Origin of the sequence: Roseateles sp. DAIF2, from assembly GCF_015624425.1 — a bacterium.
GTDB lineage: Bacteria > Pseudomonadota > Gammaproteobacteria > Burkholderiales > Burkholderiaceae_C > Kinneretia.
Genome location: NZ_CP049919.1, coordinates 5943873 through 5967064 on the forward strand (window position 1 = coordinate 5943873; position 23192 = coordinate 5967064).

General features: G+C 71.9%; 18 protein-coding genes. 5 read left to right on the forward strand and 13 right to left on the reverse strand.

Annotated elements, in window-relative coordinates; translation table 11 throughout:
- Nucleotides 1–8 precede the first annotated feature (8 nt).
- From ssuC to G8A07_RS27420, 6 genes are all read right to left on the reverse strand, one after another.
- Nucleotides 9–800, reverse strand: a complete 792-nt coding sequence (ssuC, locus tag G8A07_RS27395) for an aliphatic sulfonate ABC transporter permease SsuC (protein ID WP_195795055.1) — start codon at nucleotides 798–800, stop codon at nucleotides 9–11.
- Nucleotides 772–1182, reverse strand: a complete 411-nt coding sequence (locus G8A07_RS27400; protein WP_195795056.1) for a VOC family protein — start codon at nucleotides 1180–1182, stop codon at nucleotides 772–774. The genes ssuC and G8A07_RS27400 overlap by 29 nt, the downstream gene beginning before the upstream one ends.
- A complete protein-coding gene (ssuD, locus tag G8A07_RS27405; RefSeq protein ID WP_195795057.1) occupies nucleotides 1179–2354 on the reverse strand; it encodes an FMNH2-dependent alkanesulfonate monooxygenase in 1176 nt (391 codons plus the stop codon). Before ssuD ends, G8A07_RS27400 begins: the two co-directional genes overlap by 4 nt.
- 4 nt (nucleotides 2355–2358) lie before the next feature.
- Nucleotides 2359–3333, reverse strand: a complete 975-nt coding sequence (locus tag G8A07_RS27410; RefSeq protein WP_195795058.1) for a sulfonate ABC transporter substrate-binding protein — start codon at nucleotides 3331–3333, stop codon at nucleotides 2359–2361.
- 188 nt (nucleotides 3334–3521) lie between these two features.
- Complete coding sequence (gene ssuE / locus G8A07_RS27415; RefSeq protein ID WP_195795059.1) at nucleotides 3522–4079, reverse strand: NADPH-dependent FMN reductase; 558 nt, start codon at nucleotides 4077–4079, stop codon at nucleotides 3522–3524.
- Nucleotides 4080–4118: 39 nt separating this feature from the next.
- Nucleotides 4119–5129, reverse strand: coding sequence for a sulfate ABC transporter substrate-binding protein (locus tag G8A07_RS27420; RefSeq protein WP_195795060.1), 1011 nt, complete (start codon nucleotides 5127–5129; stop codon nucleotides 4119–4121).
- A gap of 167 nt (nucleotides 5130–5296) precedes the next feature.
- Between G8A07_RS27420 and G8A07_RS27425 the strand changes: the two genes are divergently transcribed.
- Entirely contained in the window at nucleotides 5297–5761 is a 465-nt protein-coding gene (locus G8A07_RS27425) for a hypothetical protein (RefSeq protein ID WP_195795061.1), read from the forward strand.
- 4 nt (nucleotides 5762–5765) lie between these two features.
- Here G8A07_RS27425 and G8A07_RS27430 read toward each other — a convergent pair whose 3' ends face one another.
- From G8A07_RS27430 to G8A07_RS27440, 3 genes are read right to left on the reverse strand one after another with little or no spacing between them, the layout of a single operon-like run.
- Nucleotides 5766–8555: a PAS domain-containing hybrid sensor histidine kinase/response regulator gene (locus G8A07_RS27430; RefSeq protein ID WP_195795062.1), complete on the reverse strand. Its 2790-nt coding sequence runs from the start codon at nucleotides 8553–8555 to the stop codon at nucleotides 5766–5768.
- 25 nt (nucleotides 8556–8580) lie between these two features.
- Entirely contained in the window at nucleotides 8581–9846 is a 1266-nt protein-coding gene (locus G8A07_RS27435) for a hypothetical protein (RefSeq protein ID WP_195795063.1), read from the reverse strand.
- 37 nt (nucleotides 9847–9883) lie between these two features.
- Nucleotides 9884–12277, reverse strand: coding sequence for a TonB-dependent siderophore receptor (locus G8A07_RS27440; protein WP_213086208.1), 2394 nt, complete (start codon nucleotides 12275–12277; stop codon nucleotides 9884–9886).
- 149 nt (nucleotides 12278–12426) lie between these two features.
- Between G8A07_RS27440 and G8A07_RS27445 the strand changes: the two genes are divergently transcribed.
- Together G8A07_RS27445 and G8A07_RS27450 are read left to right on the forward strand one after the other, a co-directional pair.
- A complete protein-coding gene (locus tag G8A07_RS27445) occupies nucleotides 12427–13755 on the forward strand; it encodes an APC family permease (protein ID WP_195795065.1) in 1329 nt (442 codons plus the stop codon).
- 32 nt (nucleotides 13756–13787) lie between these two features.
- On the forward strand, nucleotides 13788–16616 hold the full coding sequence (locus G8A07_RS27450) for a DEAD/DEAH box helicase (RefSeq protein WP_213086209.1): 2829 nt from the start codon (nucleotides 13788–13790) through the stop codon (nucleotides 16614–16616).
- 108 nt (nucleotides 16617–16724) lie between these two features.
- Here G8A07_RS27450 and G8A07_RS27455 read toward each other — a convergent pair whose 3' ends face one another.
- Entirely contained in the window at nucleotides 16725–16886 is a 162-nt protein-coding gene (locus G8A07_RS27455; protein WP_195795066.1) for a hypothetical protein, read from the reverse strand.
- 167 nt (nucleotides 16887–17053) lie between these two features.
- Here G8A07_RS27455 and G8A07_RS27460 point away from each other — a divergent pair, with 167 nt between their 5' ends.
- Together G8A07_RS27460 and G8A07_RS27465 are read left to right on the forward strand one after the other, a co-directional pair.
- On the forward strand, nucleotides 17054–17383 hold the full coding sequence (locus tag G8A07_RS27460) for a thioredoxin family protein (protein ID WP_195795067.1): 330 nt from the start codon (nucleotides 17054–17056) through the stop codon (nucleotides 17381–17383).
- A 36-nt stretch (nucleotides 17384–17419) separates the two neighbouring features.
- Complete coding sequence (locus tag G8A07_RS27465; protein WP_195795068.1) at nucleotides 17420–18808, forward strand: M17 family metallopeptidase; 1389 nt, start codon at nucleotides 17420–17422, stop codon at nucleotides 18806–18808.
- A gap of 6 nt (nucleotides 18809–18814) precedes the next feature.
- Here G8A07_RS27465 and G8A07_RS27470 read toward each other — a convergent pair whose 3' ends face one another.
- The 3 genes from G8A07_RS27470 to G8A07_RS27480 form a co-directional block, all read right to left on the reverse strand.
- Nucleotides 18815–20974, reverse strand: coding sequence for a molybdopterin cofactor-binding domain-containing protein (locus G8A07_RS27470; protein ID WP_195795069.1), 2160 nt, complete (start codon nucleotides 20972–20974; stop codon nucleotides 18815–18817).
- Nucleotides 20971–21447 (reverse strand): (2Fe-2S)-binding protein, encoded by a 477-nt coding sequence (locus tag G8A07_RS27475; protein WP_195795070.1) that lies wholly within the window; start codon nucleotides 21445–21447, stop codon nucleotides 20971–20973. Before G8A07_RS27475 ends, G8A07_RS27470 begins: the two co-directional genes overlap by 4 nt.
- Before the next feature lie 75 nt (nucleotides 21448–21522).
- The gene (locus G8A07_RS27480; RefSeq protein ID WP_195795071.1) at nucleotides 21523–23184 is read right to left on the reverse strand and encodes a GMC family oxidoreductase; all 1662 of its coding nucleotides are present in this window, start codon (nucleotides 23182–23184) and stop codon (nucleotides 21523–21525) included.
- Nucleotides 23185–23192: the final 8 nt, after the last annotated feature.

Here is a 23192-nt window from a genome sequence, read left to right on the forward strand (position 1 = left end):
CACGAAGCTCATGGTCGTTGATACCCCGGATGCCAGCGCAGCCAGGCGCGTTCCAGGCCGCGCGCCAGCAGGTCGGCCAGCTTGCCCAAGAGGGCGTAGAGCAGGATGCCTACCAGCACCACATCGGTCTGCAGGAACTCGCGCGCGTTCATCGTCATGTAGCCGATGCCAGCCTGGGCCGAGATGGTCTCGGCGACGATCAGGAGCACCCACATCAGACCCAGCGAGAAGCGCAGGCCGACCAGGATGGAAGCGGTGGCCCCCGGCAGGATCACCTGGGTGTAGAGCCGCCAGCCCGACAGGCCGTAGGAGCGCGCCATCTCGATCAGGCCGGCATCGACCGAGCGGATGCCGTGGAAGGTGTTCAGGTAGATCGGGAAGAACACGCCCAGCGCGACCAGGAACAGCTTGGCGGTCTCGTCGATGCCGAACCACAGGATCACCAGCGGGATCAGCGCCAGCGGCGGGATGTTGCGCAGCATCTGCAGGCTGGAGTCCAGCACCGTCTCGGCCCAGCGTAGCGAGCCGGTCAGCAGGCCCAGCAGCAGGCCCAGGCCGCCGCCGATCGCGAAACCCAGCAGGGCCCGGCCGGTGCTGACCCGCAGATGGGTCCACAGATCGCCGGAGACGGCCAGCGCCCAGGCCGCCTTGGCGACGGCCCAGGGCTCGGGCAGCACGCGACTGGACAGCCAGCCCAGCTGGCTGCTGGCCTGCCAGGCCAGCAGCAGGCCCAGCGGCAGCAGCCAGGGCAGGGCCGCGGCGCCGATGCCGCTAGAGCGCGAGGCGGACTTCGGTGACATGGTGATCCTTGCGGGACAGGGCGCCGCCCGGCGACTGCAGCAGCTTCAGGCGGTTGCCGAAGGGGTCCTCGGTATAGGCCAGGTTGTCGGCCAGACGGGCCTGGTCGACCGGATGGCCGGCCGCGCGCAGGCGCTGCAGCACCGGGGTCAGGTCTTGCACGCTCAGGGCCAGATGGGCCTGCGGCGCGACGCCGGTGTACAGGCCCTCGCTGAGGTCCAGGCGCTGCGCGCCACCCAGCGCGAAGCGCAGCACGCCGGGCCGGTCCAGCGCCGGATCGCGCTGCTCCGCCAGGCCCAGCAGCTCCTGGTAGAAGCGCCGCGCCGCGCGTGCGCCGCCGGGCGGCATCGGCAGCTGCACATGGTCGACCAGGGCCTGGGTCATGATGCGCTGGCCACCTTCTGGGGCACGTAATGGTTGGCGACGATCTCGCCGAAGGGCCCGGTCAGCTGCGGGCCGTTCAGGCGCTCGCGCAGGTCCAGCGGCAGCAGCGGGAACACCAGCTCGGCAAAGCGGTGCGCCTCCTCCAGATGCGGATAGCCGGACAGCACGAAGTAGTTCAGACCCAGCGCCGCGTATTCCTTGATGCGGTCCGCCACCTGCTGCGGGTTGCCGACCAGGGCCGTGCCGGCGCCGCCGCGCACCAGGCCGACGCCGGCCCACAGATTCGGCGCGATCTCCAGGCCCGCGCGCACATCGGCCTTGTCGAACTTGCCCTGGTGCAGCTCGGCCATGCGGCGCTGGCCCACCGAGTCCATGCTGGCGAATTTCGCCTGCGCGGCCGCCACCACGTTCTCGTCCAGATGCTGGACCAGCTCGGCCGCGGCGCGCCAGGCCTCGTCCTCGGTCTCGCGCACGATCACATGCAGGCGGATGCCGTAGTCCAGCTCGCGCCCCTGCCGGGCGGCGCGCGCGCACACATCGGCCAGCTTGGCGGCCACCGCGGCCGGCGGCTCGCCCCAGGTCAGGTAGGTGTCGACCTGGGCCGCGGCCAGCTCATGCGCGGCCTCCGAGGAGCCGCCGAAGAACACCGGCGGATAGGGCTTGTTGATCGGCGGGTAGAGCAGCTTGCCGCCCTGCACGCGCAGATGCTCGCCCTCGTAGTCGAAGGCGCGGCCCTCGTGGCTGGCGGCCAGGGCCTCGCGCCAGATCTGCAGGAACTCGGTCGACTGCTGGTAGCGCTCGGCATGCGGCAGGAACTGGCCGTCGCCGGCCAGCTCCTCGGCATCGCCGCCGGTCACCAGGTTCACCAGCAGGCGCCCGCCGGATAGGCGGTCCAGGGTCGCGGCCATGCGGGCCGATTGCACCGGCGCCACCAGGCCCGGCCGCAGCGCGACCAGGAACTTGAGCCGGCGCGTCGCATCGATCAGGCTGGCCGCCACCACCCAGGAGTCCTCGCAGCTGCGGCCGGTCGGCAGCAGCACGCCCTCGTAGCCCAGGGTGTCGGCCGCGATCGCGATCTGCTTGAAGTAGGCAAAGTCGGCGGTGCGCGCGCCGCGCGAGGTGCCGAGGTAGCGCGAGTCGCCGTGGGTGGGGATGAACCAGAGGATCTTCATGAGCTCAGTTGGACGAGGCCGTGCGGAGGGTCTTGGGCAGCGCGTCGGCGATCTTCAGCGGCTTGGGGATCAGCTTCAGGTCGAAGAAGACGTTGGCGATCTTCTGCTGCTCGGCCGCGGCGGCCGCGCTGATCGGCTGGATGCCGTAGCTGAAGCGGCCGGCGGCCAGCTCGGTGATCGCGAGGTCCAGGCCGATCTGCGGCGCCAGGAACTGCGCGACCTCCTTGGGGTTGCCCTCGGCCCAGCGGTCCAGCCGCGCCAGCTCCTCGATCACGGCCTGCACGACCTGCGGCTGCTTGTCGGCATAGCCGCGCGCGGCCAGGTAGAACTGGTGGTTCGAGACCAGGCCGCGGCCATCGGCCAGCACGCGGGCGCCCAGCTGCTTCTCGGCCGCGGCCAGGAAGGGATCCCAGATCACCCAGGCATCGACCGAGCCGCGCTCGAAGGCGGCGCGCGCATCGGCCGGCGGCAGGAACACGACCTGCACATCGCTGTACTTCAGCCCGGCCCTCTCCAGCGCCTTGACCAGCAGGTAGTGGACGTTGGAGCCCTTGTTCAGCACCACCTTCTTGCCCTTCAGGCCGGCGACGCTCTTGATCGCCGAATCCTTGGGCACGACGATGGCCTCGGCGCTGGGCGCCGGCGGCTGGTTGGCCAGGTAGACCAGGTCGGCGCCGGCCGCCTGGGCAAAGATCGGCGGCGCCTCGCCGACGGTGCCGAAGTCGATCGAGCCGACGTTCAGCCCCTCCAGCAACTGCGGGCCGGCCGGGAACTCGGTCCACTTGACCGTGACGCCCTGCGGCGCCAGGCGCTTCTCCAGGTCGCCCTTGGCCTTCAGCAGGGTCAGGGTGCCGTACTTTTGATAACCGATGCGAAGCTCGGTCTGGGCCAGCGCCGGCAGCGCCAGCAGCAGGCCGAGGCCGGCCAGCAGCAGACCGCGCAGGCCCGAGTTCTTTTTCTGGGTCGATGTCATCGTCATGGATCCTTTGGAAAAAAGGAGCCCCCGGGCGCGTCCGGAAAGATCCGGGCACGCCTCACGACAGGGCGGCTCAAGTGAGCAAGCGATAGCCCGCGAAGCGCTGGCGGCGCATTGGTTGTTGCATGCAGCCACGCCAGACCTCGGCACCCGGGTGCTATCGAGGAGACAACTGGGACAAGGAAAGAATCTCAGGCGCTACATCGTTCCGCCTCGACCAGCAGCTGCGGCGCGCGTTCGAACACGCGGGCCGCACCGTCGGAGAGGCGACGCAGGATCTCGTCGGTCAGCAGGTACTCGCCGCCGGCCGAACGCGGCAGCTGGGTGTCGGCGGCGAACACCGGGTCCACCACCTCGCGCGCGCCGAGGGCCGCGATCACCGGCCGCAACGCATAGTCGATGGCCAGCAGATGGGCCGGGCTGCCGGCGGTGGCCAGCGGCCAGACCAGCTTGCCCTTGAAGCCGTCCTGCGGCAGCAGGTCCAGGAAGACCTTCAGGAGGCCGCTGTAGGCGGCCTTGTAGATCGGCGTGGCCAGCACCACCACGCGCGCCTCGCGCACCTGCTGCAACGCCTCGCGCAGGCCCGGCGCATCGGCGCGCGCCTGCAGCAGCGCCTCGGCGGGCAGCTCGCGCAGGCTCAGGGTGCGGGTCGCCAGGCCCAGATGCTTGAGCCGCTCGCCGGCCCCGGCCAGCAGGCTGGCGGAGCGCGACGAGGCGCTGGGACTGGCGGCGATCAGCAGCAGGGACATGGTGGGCGGCCTGGTCGAGATGGCGTTTAACGAAGCGGCTCAGCGGCCCGGCGTGTAGATCTGGTCGAACACGCCGCCATCGTCGAAATGGGTCTTCTGCGCGGTGCGCCAGCCGCCGAACAGATCGTCAATCGTGAACAGGGTCACAGGCGCAAACTGCTTGGCGTACTTGGCCGCGACCTTGGCATCGCGCGGGCGGTAGTAATGCCTGGCGGCGATCTCCTGGCCCTCCGGGCTGTAGAGATAGTCCAGATAGGCCTGTGCCTGCTTGCGCGTGCCCTTCTTGTCGACCGTCTTGTCGACCACCGAGACCGGCGGCTCGGCCAGGATCGACAGGCTGGGCGTGACGATCTCGACCTTGTCCGGACCGAGTTCCTTGACCGCCAGATAGGCCTCGTTCTCCCAGGCGATCAGCACATCGCCGATGCCGCGTTCGACGAAGGTGGTGGTGGAGCCGCGCGCGCCGGAGTCCAGCACCTTGGTGTTCGAGTAGATGCGCTTGACGAAGGCCTTGGCCGAATCGGCATTGCCGCCCGGCTGCTTCAGCGCATAGGCCCAGGCGGCCAGGTAGTTCCAGCGCGCGCCGCCCGAGGTCTTAGGGTTGGGCGTGATCACGTCGACGCCGCTGCGCGCCAGGTCGGGCCAGTTGTTGATCTTCTTCGGGTTGCCCTTGCGCACCAGGAACACGATGGTCGAGGTGTAGGGCGCGGCATTGCTGGCCAGGCGTTTCTGCCAGTCCGCCGGGATCAGCTTGGCCACGTCGTGCAGCGCATCGACGTCATAGGCCAGCGCCAAGGTCACCACATCGGCCTCCAGGCCGTCGATCACCGAGCGGGCCTGCTTGCCGGAGCCGCCATGCGACTGCTTGATCGTGATGGTCTCGCCGGTCTTGGCCTTCCATTGCTTGATGAAGGCGGCGTTGAAATCCTGATAGAGCTCGCGCGTCGGGTCGTAGGAGACGTTCAGCAGCGTGACCTGGGCCTGGGCGGCCAGCGAGGCGGCCCCGAGGGCCAGGGCGAGCAGGGTGCGGCGGACGATCTGTTGCTTCATGGTTGTTCTGGTTCCGGGGTGGCTGAAAGGGTGAACGCCACTCTAGGCAAGCCCCCTTAGCAAGAGAACCAAGAACTTCTGCTTTGCTTATGCGCTTTGCGCCGATCAAAATCGCCAGCCGCGATGTCGGAATCCCCGGCGCCCTTCTTCATGCCAAGCCAGCCGCCATGCGTCATCTCCTGTTCATTGCCTCGCTCCTGATGGCCACGGCGGCCTCAGCCGGCACCGACAAGCTGTTCAGCCGCAAGGGTCCGCTGAAGCTGGATGCATCCGCCGCGCCGGCGCTGTTCCGGCAATGCTCTCGCGACGCCCCCACGCCGAAGGGGAAGGTGTGGTTGCCGTCACCCTCCGAGATCGCCACCTTGCAGCGTCAGTTGATCGCTCATCTGCAGCGCTCGGGAAACATGGTCCGGCTCCAGCCCGATGCGGAGTACCGGGGTCAGTACGCCGCATTCCGCGATGGCAAGGAGATCAAGATCTATGCCGCCTTCGTCGCGGCCGCGGGCGCCCTGCCGCTCGAGGACGATGGCCAGGCGCAAGTCTGGTGCGACGGCGGGAGTCAGAGCTGGGGCATCGTCTATTGGTCTAGACGAGGTTCGTTCCAGGACTTCCGCATCAACGGTAACGCCTAGATATTCAGCGCGCCGCCACGGCCCCGCGCGGCAGCGCATCGACCAGGGCCAGCAGCCGCGCCACGTCAAGCGGCTTGGTCAGGTAGTCGTCGAAACCGGCGGCGCGGCCGCGCGCCAGGTCCTCGGCCTTGGCGTTGGCGCTGACCGCCACCACCGGCAGCGCGCGCGTCGCCGGATCCGCGCGCAGGCGCCGCAGCACCTCGTAGCCGTCCATCTCCGGCAGGTTGATGTCCAGCAGCACCAGGGCGGGGGCGCGCTCGCGCGCCAGGCTCAGGCCCTGTGCCGGGCCCAGCGCCTTCAGCAGCTCGACGCCGGGGCGCAGCGCCAGGATGCTCTCCACCAGCAGCAGATTGGCCGGGTTGTCCTCGATGCACAGCAGCGACAGCGCGCCGTTGGCGGCCCCGTCGGCATCGCAAGCGCTCGCCGTGAGCGCGGGCTGCGGCGCGGGCAGGGCCTGAGCCGGCGGCGCCAGCGGCAGCTCGACCCAGAACTCGCAGCCCTCGCCGGGCCGGCTGTCGACGCCGACGCGGCCCTCCATCAACTCCACCAGGCGCTTGGCGATCGCCAGGCCGATGCCGGTGCCCTCGATCGCGGCGCGGTCGGCATCCAGGCGCTCGAAGGGCACGAACAATCGCGCCATCTGCGCCGGGCTCAGGCCGGGGCCCTGGTCGGCCACGGTCAGGCGCAGGCGCGCGCCATGGCGGTCCTCGACGACGCGGCTGGCCAGGCTGACCCGGCCCCGGGGCCGGTTGTACTTGACCGCGTTGGACAGCAGGTTCAGCAGCACCTGCTTGAGCCGCACCGGGTCGGCCCAGACCTGCTGCTCGACGCCCAAGGTCTCGGCCGGCAGCTGGATCTCGCGCGCCTGGGCTTGCGGACGCAGCAGCGACAGGCAGTCGGCCAGCACCGGCGCCAGCGCCACCGTCTCGCGCGCGACGCTGAACTTGCCGGACTCGATGCGCGCCAGGTCCAGCACTTCGTTGATCAGCTCCAGCAGATGCTGGCCGGCCTTCAGGATCTCCTGCACATAGTCGCCGGTGGCCGGCTCGCGCGACTGCAGCGCCATCAGCTGGCCGAAGCCGAGGATCGCGTTCAGCGGCGTGCGCAGCTCATGGCTCATGCGCGAGAGGAAATCGCTCTTCGCGGCATTGGCACGCTCGGCCTCCTGCTTGGCGCGCGTCAGCTCGGCGGTGCGCTGCGTGACGCGCTGCTCCAGCTCCTCGTTGAGCTGGCGCAGCCGGGTCTCGGCCAGCTTGCGGTCGCTGATGTCGGTGATCGAACCGCGCACCAGGCGCTGGCCGCTGGCCGGCATGCGCACCAGCCGCACCTCGCACGGGATCTCGCGGCCGCTGGCATGGCGGTGCAGCCATTCGAACACCGGCTGGCCGCCGTCCAGCGCGCGCAGCATCCAGCCCATCGCCGACAGGTCGCTGGGCCGGCCGTCGGGCTGGCGCGGCGGGCTCAGCTCGGCCGGGCTGCGCCGCACCAGCTCCTCGCGCGGCAGGCCGAACAGGCGCAGCGCGTTCTCGTTGACCTCGATGAAGCGGCCGGCATCGAGGTCGAACACCACGATCGCCTCCGGCGCCAGTTCGATCTGCAGCCGAAAGCGCTGCTCGCTGTCTGCCAGCGCCTGGGCCGCGCGGCGCCGCTCGGTCACGTCCATCGTGGTGCCGAACATGCGCAGCGGCCGGCCCTGGGGATCGAACTTGACCTCGCCGACCTCCTCCAGCACCCGCTCGCCATCGGGCCGCAGCACGCGGAACTCGGCGTGGTAATGGCCGTCATGGCCGGCGGCCAGCAGCGCGGCGAGCTGCGCCTCGACCGCCTCGTAGTCCTCCGGATGCACGACCTGCTTGAACAGCGCGGCGCTGGGCTGCACCGAGCCGGGCGCGAAGCCGAACAGGCGGTACTCCTCGTCCGACCAGCTGGACTGGCCGCTGCGCAGGTCGACGTTCCAGTTGCCGATCTGCGCCAGGGTCTGGGCCTCGGCCAGCAGGGCCTCGCTGCGCGCCAGCTGCTCGGTGGCGCGGCGCTTCTCGGTCACGTCGCGCAGCACCGCCAGCAGGCAGGGCCCCTCGGCCAGGGTCACCAGCATCGGGCTGACATCGGCATAGAAGATCTCGCCGTTCTTGCGCTGGAAGGCCAGTTCCTGCGCCAGGCTGTAGTCGCCCTGCTCCATGCGGCCGATCAGCTTGCGCACCCAGGCACGGGTCTCGGGCGGGTGCAGCTCGGCCGGGTCCAGCGCCAGCAGCTCGGCCGCCTCGTAGCCCAGCATGCGACAGCAGGCCGGATTCGCCATCAGCAGCCGGCCGACGTCGAGGCTGGCCACCAGGATGCCCTCCTGCGCCTTGTCGTAGATCGCACGCAGCTTGGCCTCGCTGTCGGTCAGCCGGCGCTCCAGCTCGCGCTGCTCGGCCACCTCCCAGAAGATGCCGCAGATACCGATCGCGCGGCCGCCGCCGTCCAGGATCGGGGTCTTGATCGTGTGCACCACGGTCTCGCGGCCCTGCTCGAGATGGCGCTCGTCGAAGGCCTCGGGCCGGCCGCCGGCCATCACGCGCGCATCGTCGGCGCGGTACTTCTCGGCCAGCTCGCGCGGATACAGCGCGTAGTCGTCCTGGCCCAGCAGCGCGGTGGTCTCCAGGCCGAAGCAGGCGGCGTACTGGCGGTTCGCCGCCAGGTAGACGCCCTGCGTGTTCTTGATGAAGACGCTTTGCGGGATGTGGTCCACCAGGGCCGCGTAACTGGCCAGGGTGTCGCGCAGCGGGTGATCGTCGGAGAGGTCCTGGGTCACGGGCAGCAGTATGCGCCGGGCGCCATCAGGGCAACAAGTGCGCGCGCGACAGCAGCGGGTTGGCATCGAGGCGCGCCTCGATGTCCTGCTGCATCGCGCGGTAGGCCGGGCTGCCGACCGCGCCGTAGCGCTGGCGGAACTCGGCCGCGCTGAGGAACTCCGGCAGGTCCGACACATCGGGCAGCAGCTCCAGCTCGGCCACGCCGGCGGCCAGGCGCTGCTGCAGGCCGCGCGGCGCGCTGACGGCCATCTGGCCCAGGCGGCTGCCGGCGCGGTCCGCCGCGATGTCGTTGAAGCTGAAGCCGCTGCCGTCGCGGGTGTCGGCGATCTCCTTGTAGATGCCCACCGCATCGGCCAGCGGCCCGCCGGCATGGGCGGCCAAGGCGGCCGAGATCAGCCAGTGCATCGGGAAATCGGGCCGGCCATGCAGGCTGAACTCCAGCGCCGGGCGCGGCCAGTCGCGCGCCGCCGGCAGCAGCGCGCCGAGGCCGCGACCGCTGGCCTGGGCCGCCAGCACCAGCAGCAGGGCGCGGTTCTCGGCCGCCGCATCCTCGCCGGCCGCGCTGCGCTCCAGCGCCAGCGCGAACAGCGGCGGCAGCGCCGCGCTGAGCGACATCGGAGCGCCGCCATGGGCGCCGGCCAGCTGCAGCAGCCGGTCCGCATAGACGCGCAGCCGCGCCTGCTCGGGCATCGGCAGCAGGCTGTCGAGCAGGCGCCGGTAGCCGTCGGGCTGCCATTCGTAGACCAGGGTCAGCTGGCCGCCGTCCAGGCCCACATGCTTGACCAGCTGGCGCGCCAGCCGCGCCTCCTCGGTATCGGTCCAGCGCTCCAGCAGGCGCTCGCGCGCCCAGGAAGCCATGAAGTCCGGCACCGGCAGCCGGCCCAGGCGCAGGTCCTGCAGATGCGGCAGCCCGCCATTGGGCACCAGGCGCGCGCTGGCATTGAGCCAGAAGGGCCCGGCCAGCGCCAGGCTGGCCTCGGCGCGCACATCGTCCGGCCGCAGCTGCAGCCGCGCCGCGGCGCGCGGGTAGCGGCTGGACAGGTAGTTCATCAGCAGGCTCAGCTCGGCCTGGCCGACGCGCACGGTGCGCAGCTCGCCCGGCGGGGTCTGGCGCGGGTCGTTGCGGCGCAGGAACAGGCGGGCCCGCTCGACATCGGCCGGCGAGATCGCGGCCGGCGGCGGCACGCTGGCCGCGGTCTGCAACATCAGCGCGGCGCCCAAGGGTAGCGCCAGCAGCAGGGCGAGCAGCAGCCAGCCCAGGCAACGGAATACGACGGTACGACTTCTCATCGGCCGGCAGTCTGCCAGCTTTGCATGAAGCCCCGGCTCAGAAGCTGTAGCGCGCCCGGGCGTAGTAGTAGGCGCCGTTGAAGCCGATCGGCGACAGCACGTCGTAGGGGAAGTTGCCGAAGTAGCCGATGTCGGCCTCCGAGCGGCTCGGATAGCGGTCGCCGACATTGACGCCGCCCAACACCAGGCTGAGGCCTGGCGCCGGCTTCCACTCGGCCTCCAGGTCCAGCTGCCAGCGCGCCGCATAGGTCTGGCCGGGCGTGAAGCCGCCGCCGAAGTCGAACACGCGCCGCGCCTTGCCATGGCGGGTCGCGCGCGCCAGCAGCTGCCAGTCCCCGCCGCTCCAGCTGGCCGACAGCAGGTGGCGCTGGCGCGGTGCGGCATCGGTCAGGGTGTTGCGCTCCTCGGTGCCGACCAGCGGCCGCGCGATGCCCAGCGCCGCCAGCTCGGGCGAGCTAGCGCGGATGTTCTGCAGCCGGGTGCGGCTGTAGGCGCTGGCCAGGCTCCAGCGCAGCTCGCCGCCGAAGGCCGGCTGCAGCCATTGGCCGACCAGGTCCAGGCCCTGGGTGCGGGTGTCGACCGCATTGGTGAAGAAATTGACCCCGTCGACGCCCGGCTGGCCGAAGCTGCCGGCCAGCAGCGCCCGCAGCGCGTCGCTGGACAGGCGCTCCGACAGGGTGATGCGGTCCTTGACCCGGATCGAATAGGCGTCGAGCGACAGGCTGGCCGCCGCGGTGGGCCGCCAGGCCAGGCCCAGGCTGGCATTGCCGGCCTTCTCGGCCTTCAGCGCCGGCACGCCCAGGGCACGGGCCACAGCCCCGCCCGCCGGCAGGGTCTTGACCTGGCTCAGCACGCCGCCCTCGCCGCGGTCGGTGACGGTGAAAGAGAAGCCGCTCTGCGCCAGCGAGGGCGCGCGGAAGTTGCTGGACAGCGCACCGCGCAGCGCCAGCGTCGGCGTGAAGGCATAGCGCCCGGACAGCTTGGCGGTGCCGGCCGAGCCGAAGTCCGAGTAATGGTCCCAGCGCAGCGCCGCATTGGCGAACAGGGCCGGCGTCAGGTCCGCACCGAGATCGGCATACAGGCCGGCGACGCGGCGCGAGCGGCGCACCGCATCGCCCGGCTGCAGGCCCGGCCCGGCCTGCGCGCCGGCCGGCCCCTCGACGGGCCCGACAGCGTAGGAGGCCGGATCGCCGGCACCGGTCTCGAAGCGCTCATGCCGCGCCTCGGCACCCAGCGCCAGGGTCGCGGGCTTCTCCAGCCCCGGCAGCGCCAGCTCGCGCGTCAGGTCCAGGCTGGCCGTCAGCTGGCGGCTGCCGAAGTCGCCGAGGTCGAAGCGCGTCGGGCTGGCCGCGCCCAGCGAGGTGTTGAGCGAGCGGCGCAGACCATAGTCGAACTCGTTGCGGCCCAGGTTCAGGCTGGCGTCGTAGTTCCAGTCGGCGCCCCAGGCGCCGCGCAGGCCGGCGACCAGCTGCAGGTCCCGGTTGTCGCCGCTGGTCTGGGGGCGGAACCCCTCCGGATAGACGCTGCGGAGATTGGCCGCGCTGTCCGGGTAGCGGAAGTAGGCGGCGCCGACGCTCTTGCGCCGCTGGTAGGTCGCGAAGGCATAGGCCTCGGCATCGCCGGCCAGGCGCAGGCCGCTGTTGAACCAGAGCTGCAGGCTGTCGGTCTCGGGCTCGCCGGGTGCGTAATTGCGCCGGCCGACGGTGGCCAGGTTGGCCGGCGTCTGCACCTCCCAGGGCGGCAGCTGGTCGGCGCCGGCGCGGTTCGTGCCGTCGCGCTGCGCGGCCTCGGCGCCCCAGCGCAGGAAGCCGGCATCGCCGAGCCGGTGGCCCAGCTTGGCGCGCAGCTCGCGGCTGCGGCCGTCGGTGAGGCGCTGCCCGGTCGGCTTGAAATCGGTGTGATGGGCGCCCAGCGTGCCCTCCAGCTCGCCGCCGCTGCGGGCCTCGTCCAGGATGATGTTGATCACGCCGGCGATCGCGTCGGAGCCGTATTGCGCGCCCGCGCCGTCGCGCAGCACCTCGATGCGCTGGATCGCCGAGACCGGGATGCTGGCGAAGTCGACCGGGTTCGTGCCCTTGCCGGTCTTGGACTCCAGATTGACGATCGCGCTGTTGTGGCGCCGCTTGCCGTTGACCAGCACCAGCACCTGGTCCGGCGACAGGCCGCGCAGCTGGGCCGCGCGCACATGGTCGCCGCCGCCGGAGTTGGACTGGCGCGGGAAGTTGAACGAGGGCAGCAGGGTCTGCAGCGCGCCGGCCAGATTGCCGTCGCCGGCCGCCGCGCGGCGCAGGTCCTCGCGGCTCAGCACATCGACCGGCACCGGCGTGTTCAGCAGGCTGCGATCCTTGGCGCGGGTGCCGGTGACCAGCACCTGCTCGAGCTGGCTGGGGGTCTGGGCCTGGGCGGTCAGGGCCGGCAGCAGCATCAGCATCAGGCCGGCGAGGGGGTGGACTTTTCTTCTGTGCATCGAGGCGGGGAGAGCAAGAACTGACCCCGCCGAGCCTAGCCCGGGCCGCGGCCCGGACCAAGGACGCAATGGGCATATGCTCATGCGGCGGCCCGCGGTTAGCATCGCCGCCCATGTCCTGCGCCACACCCGCCGCCCTGCCCCAGCGCCAGCTCGATGTGCGCCATGCCGTCGCGGTCTGCGTCGGCATGGTGATCGGGGCCGGCATCTTCAAGACCTCGCCGATGGCCGCCGCCGCGCTGAGCAGCCCGGCCGAGCTCTACCTGGCCTGGGCGCTGGGCGGCCTGCTGTCCTTCGTCGGCGCGCTGTGCTTCGCCGAGCTGGCCGCGGCCTTTCCGGACGCCGGCGGCGACTACCATTTCCTGCGCCGCGCCTATGGCCAGCGCCTGGGCTTCCTGTTCGCCTGGTCGCGCTTCGCGGTGATCCACACCGGTTCGATGGCCCTGCTGGCCTTCGTGTTCGGCGACTACCTGGCCCAGGCGGTCGACCTGCGGCCCTGGCTGGGCGAGGCGGCCAGCGCCTGGCTGGCGGCGGCGCTGATCCTGCTGCTGACCGGGCTGAACCTGGCCGGGCTGCGCGTCGGCCTGGGCACCCAGCTCTCGCTGATGGGCGTGGTGCTGCTGGGCCTCTTGCTGCTGGGCGCGGCCGGCGTCGCGGCACCGCCGCCGCAAGCCGCGGCGAACGCCGCCAGCGGCAGCGACTGGGGCACCGCGCTGATCTTCGTGTTCCTGGCCTATGGCGGCTGGAGCGACGCGGCCACCCTGTCGGCCGAGATGCGCGACGCGCGCCGCGGCATCACGCACGCGCTGCTGATCGGCCTGGCCTTGGTGACCGGCCTGTATCTGCTGGCCAACTGGGCCTATCTGCAGGGCCTGGGCCTGGCCGGCCTGGCGGCCAGCGAGGCGCCGGCGGCGGCGCTGATGCGCGCGGCCTTCGGGCGCGGCGGCGAGCTTGTGATCGTCGGCATCGTCACCCTGACCGCGTTGTCGGTGATGAACGCGATCCTGATCGCCGGGCCGCGCACCACCTATGCGGCGGCGCGCGACCTGCAGCGTGAGCTGCGGCTCGGGCAATGGAACGCGAAGCGCGGCACGCCGACCGCGGCGGTGCTGGCGACCAGCGCGGTCGCGCTGGCCCTGGTGGCCTTCGGCGCCGCCACGCGCGGCGGCTTCGCGACGATGGTGGACTATCTGTCGCCGGTCTACTGGTTCTTCCTGAGCCTGTCGGGCGCGGCGCTGATCGTGCTGCGTCGGCACGAGCCCGCGGCGCCGCGGCCCTTCCGGGTGCCGCTGTACCCGCTGCTGCCGCTGCTGTTCGTCGCCTGCTGCCTCTACCTGCTGTGGGCCAGCCTGGTCTATGTGAAGGCCGGCGCCCTTGTCGGCGTCGCGGTGCTGGGCCTGGGCGCGCTGCTGCTGGTGCCGCTGACGCGCCGACCGCGCTGAGGCGGGCGCGGCCGCGGAGACAATCGCGGCCGATGTCGACACCGCACCCGTCCCCCCGCCTGTGGCCGCCCGAGGAGGCGGAGCTGCGCCGCCTGTTCACACCGGCGCGGCTCAAGCGCGGGGTGGCGCTGCAGCCGCGGCTGCAGCAGGTGCGCGCCGATGCGCAGGGCGCCAGCGCGCGCCTGGACGAGCATGAGCTGGTGCTGCAGGGCGTGCCGGACGCGCAGGGGCGGCCGCATTACAGCGCGCTGTGCAGCTGCAAGACCCGCCATTTCTGCGAGCATGCGGCCGCCCTGCTGCAGCGCCTGGTGCACGAGGCCGACGCGCCGCGCCGCGAGGCCCTGTTGCAGACCTGGGTCCAGGCCCTGCGCCGGCGCGCCAGCCGCACCGAGCTGCAGGCCCTGCCGCGCCTGCCCGAGGCCGACGCGGCCCGACTGATGGATCTGATGCTGAATCAGCCGGAGGAGGAGGCGCCGGCCCCGGCCGCTGCGCCAGCGGCGCCAGCGGTCGGCGAGGCCGCGCCGTTCCGAGCGCGCCTGCTGCTGCAGACCCTGAGCCGCGGCGACGGCCTGCTGGGCCTGACGCCGCAGGGTGCGATCGGGCCGCGCGGCGAGCAGGTCACGGTGGCCCGGGTGGACTGGATCTATCGGCCCGCCGGCGCCGAGCCGCTGGAGATCCCGGCGCCGCGCAGCCTGCTGAACAGCCGGCCGGGCGCCAGCCATGCCCATGGCGAGCGCCTGATCGCGCGCGACCTGGGCGCCGAGGCCGAGGCGCGCGACCAGCTCTGGGCCACCGGCCTGCTGCCGCTGGAGCCGGGCCGGCTGCAATGGCGCAGCCCGGCCGCCGCGCGCGGGCATGACAAGCTCTGGACCCTGGCCCAGGAGGAGTTCTTCGGCGACTTCTGGCTGGAGCAGGTGCCGCTGCTGAAGGCCCACGACTGGGAGATTGAGGTCCGGCCCGGCTTCGCGCACCGGCCGGCTGCGGCCTCGGGCTGGCAGCTGAAGATCGAGCCGGTCAGCCTGCCGAACCGCCAGGGCTCCTGGCTGGTCAGCCTGGGCGTCGAGGTCGATGGCGAGAACCTGGACCTGGCGCCGCTGATCGCCGACCTGCTGCGCCGCGACAGCCGCTGGAGCAGCCGCGAGGCGCTGGCCGGCATCGACGACCTGGCGCTGATCCCGCTGCGCGCGCCCGGCGGGCGGCGCGTGCATGCGCCGGCCGAGCTGCTGAAGGCCATCGTCGGCGCGATGGTGGACCTGCTGACCCTGCCGCGCGAGACGGCGCCGGACGGCGCGCTGCTGCTGGACGACTGGGACGCGCTGCGCCTGGCGCCGCTGCTCGACGACCGGACGCGCTGGCAGATCCATGGCGACGCGGACCTGCGCCGCATGGCCCAGACCCTGCTGGCCGCCGGCAGCCCGCCGCCGGTGGCGGCGCCCGCCGGCCTGGCGCTGCGGCTGCGGCCCTACCAGCTGCAGGGCCTGGCCTGGCTGCAATACCTGCGCGCGCAGGGGCTGGCCGGCGTGCTGGCCGACGATATGGGCCTGGGCAAGACCGCCCAGACCCTGGCCCATGTGCTGCTCGAAAAAGAGGCGGGCCGGCTCGACCGCCCGGCCCTGGTGGTGCTACCGACCTCGCTGCTGTTCAATTGGCAGGCCGAGGCCCGGCGCATCGCTCCCGGTTTGCGGGTACTCACCTTGCATGGCCCGCAGCGGCACGAGCAGTTCGCCGAACTGGGCCGGGCCGACCTGGTGCTGACCAGCTATGCGCTGCTGTGGCGCGATGCCCGCGCGCTGCAGGCCCAGCCCTGGCACTTGCTGGTGCTGGACGAGGCGCAATGGGTCAAAAACGCCGCCGGCCGTTCGGCCAAGGCGCTGCGCCAGCTGCGCGCCCGGCACCGGCTGGCGCTGACCGGCACACCGCTGGAGAACCATCTGGGCGAGCTGTGGGCGCAGTTCGACTTCCTGATGCCGGGCTTCCTGGGCGATGCGCGCAGCTTCCAGCAGCGCTGGCGCAAGCCGATCGAGGAGGGCGGCGAGACCCTGCGCGCCGAGCTGCTGGCGCGCCGGGTGCGGCCCTTCATCCTGCGCCGGCGCAAGAGCGAGGTGGCGGCCGAGCTGCCGCCGCTGACCGAGACCCTGCGTCGGGTCGCGCTGGAGGGCCGGCAGCTGGAGCTGTACGAGAGCGTGCGCGTTGCGGCCGACATCCAGGTGCGGCGCGCGCTGGCCAAGCAGGGTTTCGGCGCCGCCCAGATCACGGTGCTGGATGCGCTTTTGAAGCTGCGCCAGGTCTGCTGCGACCCGCGGCTGCTGCCCAGCGGAACCCAGGGGGCGGAAGGCGCCCAGAGTGCCAAGCTGGCGCTGCTGCTGGACATGCTGCCCGAGCTGCTGGCCGAGGGACGGCGGGTGCTGGTGTTTTCGCAGTTCGCCCGGCTGCTGGAGCTGGTCGAGGCGGCGCTGCGGGAGCGCGGGCTGGACTGCTTGAGCCTGACCGGCGCCACCGCGCCGGCCCGGCGTGCCGAGGTGGTGCGGCGCTTCCAGGCCGAGGAGGTGCCGCTGCTGCTGGTCAGCCTGAAGGCCGGCGGGGTCGGCCTGAACCTGACCGCGGCCGACATGGTGATCCACCTCGACCCCTGGTGGAACCCGGCCGTGCAGGACCAGGCCAGCGCGCGGGCACACCGCATCGGCCAGGACAAGCCGGTGCTGGTCTATCAGCTGGTGGTGGAGGGCAGCATCGAGGAGCGGATGCTGGAACTGCAGCGCCGCAAGCGGGCGCTGGCCGAAGGCATTCTGGGCAGCGACCCGGCCGAAGCGGCCAAGTTCACCGAGGAAGACCTGAAACTGCTGCTGGCGCCCTTGGGCTAGCAAAAAGCACCGTCGTGGTGCATTTACCGCGCGGAGTCCGAGGATCCGGCTCCGCCGGGCCGCTGGACTCGCCCCCTTCAGGGGGCGGCCGAAGGCCGTAGGGGGTGGTCAACGCTTCCTGTCGAAGCGCAGCGCGCGGGCCAGGCTGCGGCGGTCGCAACCGAGGCTGACGGCCTCGAAAGCCTCGTGCTTGCGGCCCTTGTTGTCGGGATTCCAGTCCGGCAGCGGCTGGCGGCGGGGTTGCGGTTCGGTGCGATGCTGACTTTTCATGGCGTTTTTTTGCCTCATTCTGGTGCCCAACGAGGCCACAGTGCCGGTTCAACGCCGGCTCGCGGTGCATGGTTGACAGCGGGGTGCAACAAATCTTTGCAGGGCCGCAGGCGCTACAGTCGGGACCGAGGTCCACCGCCGCCCCCGCCTCGCCGCCCCCCGCCACCATGCTGGTGGCCTGCCTGTGCGCCGGCTGGTGCCGGGTCTGCGACGGCTACCACGAGGTGTTCGCCGCGCTGCGCGAGCAGCATCCGGACTGGCGCTTCGTCTGGGTGGACATCGAGGACGATGCCGAGCTGGTCGATGACCTGGAGGTCGAGACCTTCCCGACCCTGCTGGTCGGGCGCGGCCGCGAGCTGCTGTTCATCGGCCCGCTGACGCCCCAGCTGGCCACCGCCCAGCGCCTGCTGACCAGCCTGCAGGACGCAGCAGATCCGCCCGCCGAGGCCGGCCCGGCCGCGAAAGCGCTGCTCGCCCGGCTGCAGAGCAGCTGCTGAGACAATCCCCGCTTCGCACAAAACCCCCTCACAGCCATGACGGTTCAACTCAAGAACAAGATGTCGGCCGCCGCGATCGCCATTACCGTGGTCGACCGCGCCGCCTTCCAGGCCCTCGCTCCCCAGCTGCCCGCGCCCACCCGCCATTGGCTGGAGACCCTGGGCTTCAAGGGCGCGCCCGACACCCATGCGCTGGTACCCGGCGCCGACGGCAAGCTGGGCCAGGTCTTCGCCGGCGTGGCCCAGGCCAATGCGCCGTTCGCGCTGGCCAGCCTGCCGCTGGCCCTGCCGGAGGGCGTCTACCAGCTGGCCGAGGCGGGCCTGGTGCTGGATCCCGAGGCCGCGGCCATGTCCTGGGAGCTGGGTGCCTACCGCTTCGACATCTACAAGAAGCCCGGCAGCCTGCGTGCCCCGGCCACCCTGGCGCTGGCCGACAGCCCCGCGGCCCAGCGCGGCCTGGCCCTGGCCACCGCGATCAGCGCGACGCGCGACCTGGTCAACACCCCGGCCGAGCATATGGGCCCGGAGGAGCTGGCCAAGGCGGCACAGCTGGTGGCCAAGCAGCATGGCGCCAAGTTCAGCCAGATCGTCGGCGACGCGCTGCTGAAGAAGAACTTCCCGGCTGTGCATGCGGTCGGCCGCGCCGCGACCCGCGCGCCGCGCCTGATCGAGCTGAACTGGGGCAGCAACCCCAAGCATCCGCTGGTCAGCATCGTCGGCAAGGGCGTCTGCTTCGACACCGGCGGCCTGGACATCAAGCCGGCCGACGGCATGCGCCAGATGAAGAAGGACATGGGCGGCGCGGCCAATGCGCTGGGCCTGGCCACCCTGATCATGGCCTGCAAGCTGCCGGTGCGCCTGCAGGTGCTGATCCCGGCGGTCGAGAACGCGATCGCGGGCAATGCCTACCGCCCCGGCGACATCGTGCCGACCCGCAAGGGCCTGCAGATCGAGATCGGCAACACCGATGCCGAGGGCCGCGTGATCCTCAGCGACGCGCTGGCCTATGCCAGCGAGGGCAAGCCCGAGCTGATCATCGACCTGGCGACCCTGACCGGCGCGGCCCGCGTCGCGCTGGGCGCGCAGCTGCCGGCGCTGTTCAGCAAGCACCATGACACCGCGCGCGACCTGGTCGATCTGGGCCTGAAGCTGGACGACCCGCTGTGGCACATGCCGCTGTGGGCGCCCTACAAGGGCGGCATCGAAAGCACCATCGGCGACATCGTCAACACCGGCAAGAGTGCCCTCGCCGGCGCGATCAATGCCGCCCTGTTCCTCGAGTACTTCGTGCCCGAGCACCAGGACTGGCTGCACATCGACCTGTTCGCCTGGAACGACGGCCCCCGCCCCGGCCGCCCGATCGGCGGCGAGGCGCAGACCATCCGCACCCTGCTGGCCTATCTGGAGCAGCGCTTCACGGGCTGAGCGCCCTCAGTCGGCGAGAGTCCAGCCGGCCCGCGTCAGCGGCAGGCGCTGGACCGGCCGACCGGTGGCGGCGAACAGCGCATTGGCGATGGCCGGGCCGATCGAGGCCGGGCCTTCCTCGCCGACGCCGCGCGGCCGGTTGCCGTTGCCCAGCACCAGCACGTTCAGCGGCGGCGTCTGCGCCAGGCTCACCAGCGGGTAGCTGTCGAAGCCGCCCTGCTGGATCCGGCCATCGGCCAGGGTGATCTCGCCGGCCAGCGCGGCCGACAGGCCGAACAGGGTGCCGCCCATCATCTGCGCCTCGACCGCATCCGGATTGATCACCATGCCGGCATCGACCGCCGCATGGATGCGCACCAGGCGGAAGCGCCCCGGCCCGGCCAGCGCGATCTCGACCACATGGGCGCTGCGCGCCGAGTTGCCGGCGCTCATCGCCATGCCGCGGAAATGCCCGGCCGGCAGCGGCCGGCCCCAGCCGGCGCGCTCGGCCAGCGCCTCCAGCAGGCGCCGGGTCTGCGGCCGCTCGGCCAGCAGGCGCAGCCGGTAGGCCAGTGGGTCGATGCCGGCCAGCGCCGCCGCGCGGTCGATCGTGCATTCGAGGAAGAACACGTTCTGCGAGGCGCCGACCGAGCGCCAGTAGCCGCAGGGCACGCCGGCGTCGACCCGGGTCCAGCCCAGCTGCATCGGCCCCAGCGCATAGTCCTGCCACATCAGGCCCATGCCGGCCGACCAGTCGAACTCGGGGCTGGGCGTGCCGTTGGTGAGGGTGGTGTACTCCAGCAGCGAGGGATTGGCCGCATCGACGCGCAGCGCGGTCGGCTGCCCCGCCGCGTCCAGCGCCAGGCGCACCCGCGCCGCCGCCGCGGGCCGGTAGCCGCCGGCGCGCATATCGGTCTCGCGCGACCAGATCAGCTGCACCGGCACGCCCTTCATCGCCTTCGCGATCAGCGCGGCCTCGATCGCGAAGCCATGCTCCAGGCGCCGCCCGAAACCACCGCCGATCAGCTGCGGCAGGACCTGCACCCGCTCGGGCTGCAGATCCAGCACGCGCGCCACGCCCAGCTGCACGTCCTGCGCGCATTGGGTCGAGAGCCAGAGCCGGGCGCCGTCCGGGCTCACCTCGGCGATCGCGTTCATCGGCTCCAGGGTCGCATGGGCCAGGAAGGGCACGTCGTAGCTGATGTCCAGCAGCTGGGCCGCACCGGCCAGCGCCTGCGCGACGGCGGGTCGGTCGATGCGCGGGTCGTTGTGCTTCTCGAAGGGCTTGCCCTCGCCGGCCTGGGCCGCCGCCAGCAGGCGCTGGCGGAAGGGCTCGGCATCGAGCCCCGCCTGCGGCCCATCGGCCCAGCGCGGCTTGAGCGCCTGCAGGCCCTGGCGCGCGCTCCAGTAGCTGTCGGCCACCACCGCCACGGTGCCGCCGGGCAGGCGCAGCACGCGGCGCACGCCGGCGATCTTCAGCGCCGGTTTCTCGTCCAGCGCCAGCAGCTTGGCGCCGAACTGCGGCGCATGGGCCACGGTCGCGACCTTCATGCCGGGCCGGCGCACGTCGATGCCGAAGCGCGCGCTGCCGTCCACCTTGGCCGGCAGGTCCGCGCGCGGCGCGCTCTTGCCGAGCAGCCGCCAGTCGGCCGGCGGCTTCAGCGCCGGCTTCTCCGGCGGGCTCAGGCGCGCGGCCTCGGCCAGCAGCGCGGCATAGTCCAGGCGCTGGCTGCCGTCCGGATGCAAGACCTGACCCTCGGCGGTGCGGCAGGCCGGCGCGTCGACGCCCCAGCGCGCGGCCGCGGCCTGCTTCAGCATCTCACGCGCGGCGGCGCAGGCCGGCCGCAGGTCGCGAAACGACAGCTCCAGCCCCAGGCTGCCGTAGCTGGCATAGGTCTTGATCGCCGGGCTGGCGTAGCGGGCCGCCACCGGCGCCTGCTCGACCACCACCCGCGCCAGCGGCAGGTCCAGCTCCTCGGCCGCCAGGCGCTGCACGCCCAGATGCGCGCCCTGGCCCATCTCGACGACATTGCTCAGCACGATCAGCCGGCCGTCCGGCTCGAAGCGCAGCCAGGGCGAGAAACTCGGCGCGGCCTGCGCCGGCGTCGCGGCCGGCAACGGCCCGGCCAGCACCCAGGCCCCGGCGACCAGGCCGGAGCGCAGCATGAAATCGCGGCGCTGCATCATGAGGGCCGGCTCCCGGCCAGCTCGCGCGCCGCCGCATGGATCGCCGCGCGCACGCGCGGGTAGGTGCCACAGCGGCACAGATTGGTCATCGCCGCGTCGATCTGTGCATCGCTGGGCGTTGCATGCTCGGCCAGCAGGGCCGCGGCGGCCATCAGCATGCCGCTCTGGCAATAGCCGCATTGCGGCACCTGGTGCGCGATCCAGGCCGCCTGCAGCGCGCGGCCGCGCGCCTCGCCGGACAGGGCCTCGATCGTCGTGATGCGGCGCCCGGCCAGGGCCGGCGCCGGCACGACGCAGCAGCGCATCGGCGCGCCGTCCACATGCACGGTGCAGGCCCCGCAGTGGGCGGCGCCGCAGCCGAACTTGGTGCCGCTCAGGCCCAGGTCCTCGCGCAGCACCCAGAGCAGTGGCTTGTCGGCCTCGGCGCGCACGCGCCGCTTCTCGCCGTTGACGAGCAGTTCAAATGTTTTCATCGCTGGTGGTCCCCATCCCCTCGCCAGGCGGCGAGCCGCGCGAGCTTAGGGGCGCGGGACCACCCCTGCCATCGGTCATGGGTGGGCAGCCGCCTCGGCCACCCAGGCGGCCGCCTTCTCCGCGATCATCAGGGTCGGCGAATTGGTGTTGCCGCTGGTGATACTGGGCATCACGCTGGCGTCCACCACGCGCAGGCCGGCCACCCCATGCACCCGCAGGCGGCCGTCCACCACCGCCATCTCGTCCTCGGCGCGGCCCATCTTGCAGGTGCCGACCGGATGGAAGATCGTGGTCGCGATATCGCCCGCCAGGCGCGCCAGCTCCTCGTCGCTCTGGTACTGCGGGCCGGGCCTGTATTCCTCGGGCCGGTAGGACGCCAGCGCCGGCTGCGCGACGATGCGCCGCGTCAGGCGCAGGCTCTCGGCGGCGATGCGGCGGTCCTCCTCGGTACCGAGGTAGTTGGGCGCGATCAGCGGCGCCTCGGCCGCGTCGGCCGAGCGGATCTCGACCGTGCCGCGGCTCGTCGGGTTCAGGTTACAGACACTGGCGGTGAAGGCGTTGAAGCCATGCAGCGGCTCGCCGAAGGCGTCCAGCGACAGCGGCTGCACGTGGTACTGCAGGTCGGGCCAGGCCAGGTCGGGCGAGCTCTTCGCGAAGGCGCCCAGCTGCGAGGGCGCCATGCTCATCGGCCCGCTGCGGCGCAGCAGGTATTCCAGGCCGATGCGCGCCTTGCCCCAGGGGCTGGCGGCCAGGGTGTTGAGCGTCTTCGCGCCCTGCACCTTGAACACCGCGCGGATCTGCAGATGGTCCTGCAGGTTCGCGCCGACCCCGCCCAGATGCTGCTGCACCTCGATGCCATGGCGCTGCAGCAGCGCGGCCGGCCCGAGGCCGGAGAGCTGCAGGATCTGCGGCGAGCCGATCGCGCCGGCCGCCAGCAGCAGCTCACCGCCGGGGCTTAAGGAGACCGTCTCCAGCCCCTGCGGCGTGCGCACCTCGGCGCCCTGGCAGCGCAGTGCGCCATCGCTGCGCTCCAGCAGCAGGCGCTGCACCTGGACGCCGGTCCAGAGCTCGAAGTTGGGCCGGCCCAGGCAGGTCGGGCGCAGAAAGGCCTTGGCGGTGTTCCAGCGCAGGCCGGCGCGCTGGTTGACCTCGAAATAGCCGACGCCCTCGTTGTTGCCGCCGTTGAAGTCCTCGCTGGCCGGGATGCCGGCCTGCTGCGCGGCGCGCGAGAAGGCGTCCAGGATGTCCCAGGACAGGCGCTGCTTCTCGACCCGCCATTCGCCGCCATGGCCGTGCAGGGCCTTGAACTCGTCCGAGCCCGCGCCGTCGTCCAGGCGCCAATGGTTCTCGTGCTTCTTGAAGAATGGCAAGACCTGGCCCCAGCGCCAGCTCTCCTCGCCGCTGGCCTCGGCCCAGCCCTCGTAGTCGCGCGCCTGGCCGCGCATATAGATCATGCCGTTGATGCTGGAGCTGCCGCCCAGCACCTTGCCGCGCGGGTAGCGCAGGCTGCGCCCGTTCAGGCCCGCGGCCGGTTCGGTCTGGTAGAGCCAGTCGGTGCGCGGGTTGCCGATGCAGTAGAGATAGCCGACCGGGATGTGGATCCAGTGGTAGTCGTCCTGCCCGCCGGCCTCCAGCAGCAGCACCCGTTTGCGCGGGTCGGCGCTGAGCCGGTTGGCCAGCAGGCAGCCGGCGGTGCCGGCGCCGACGATGATGTAGTCGAACGCGGAAGAACTCATGCCCGCGA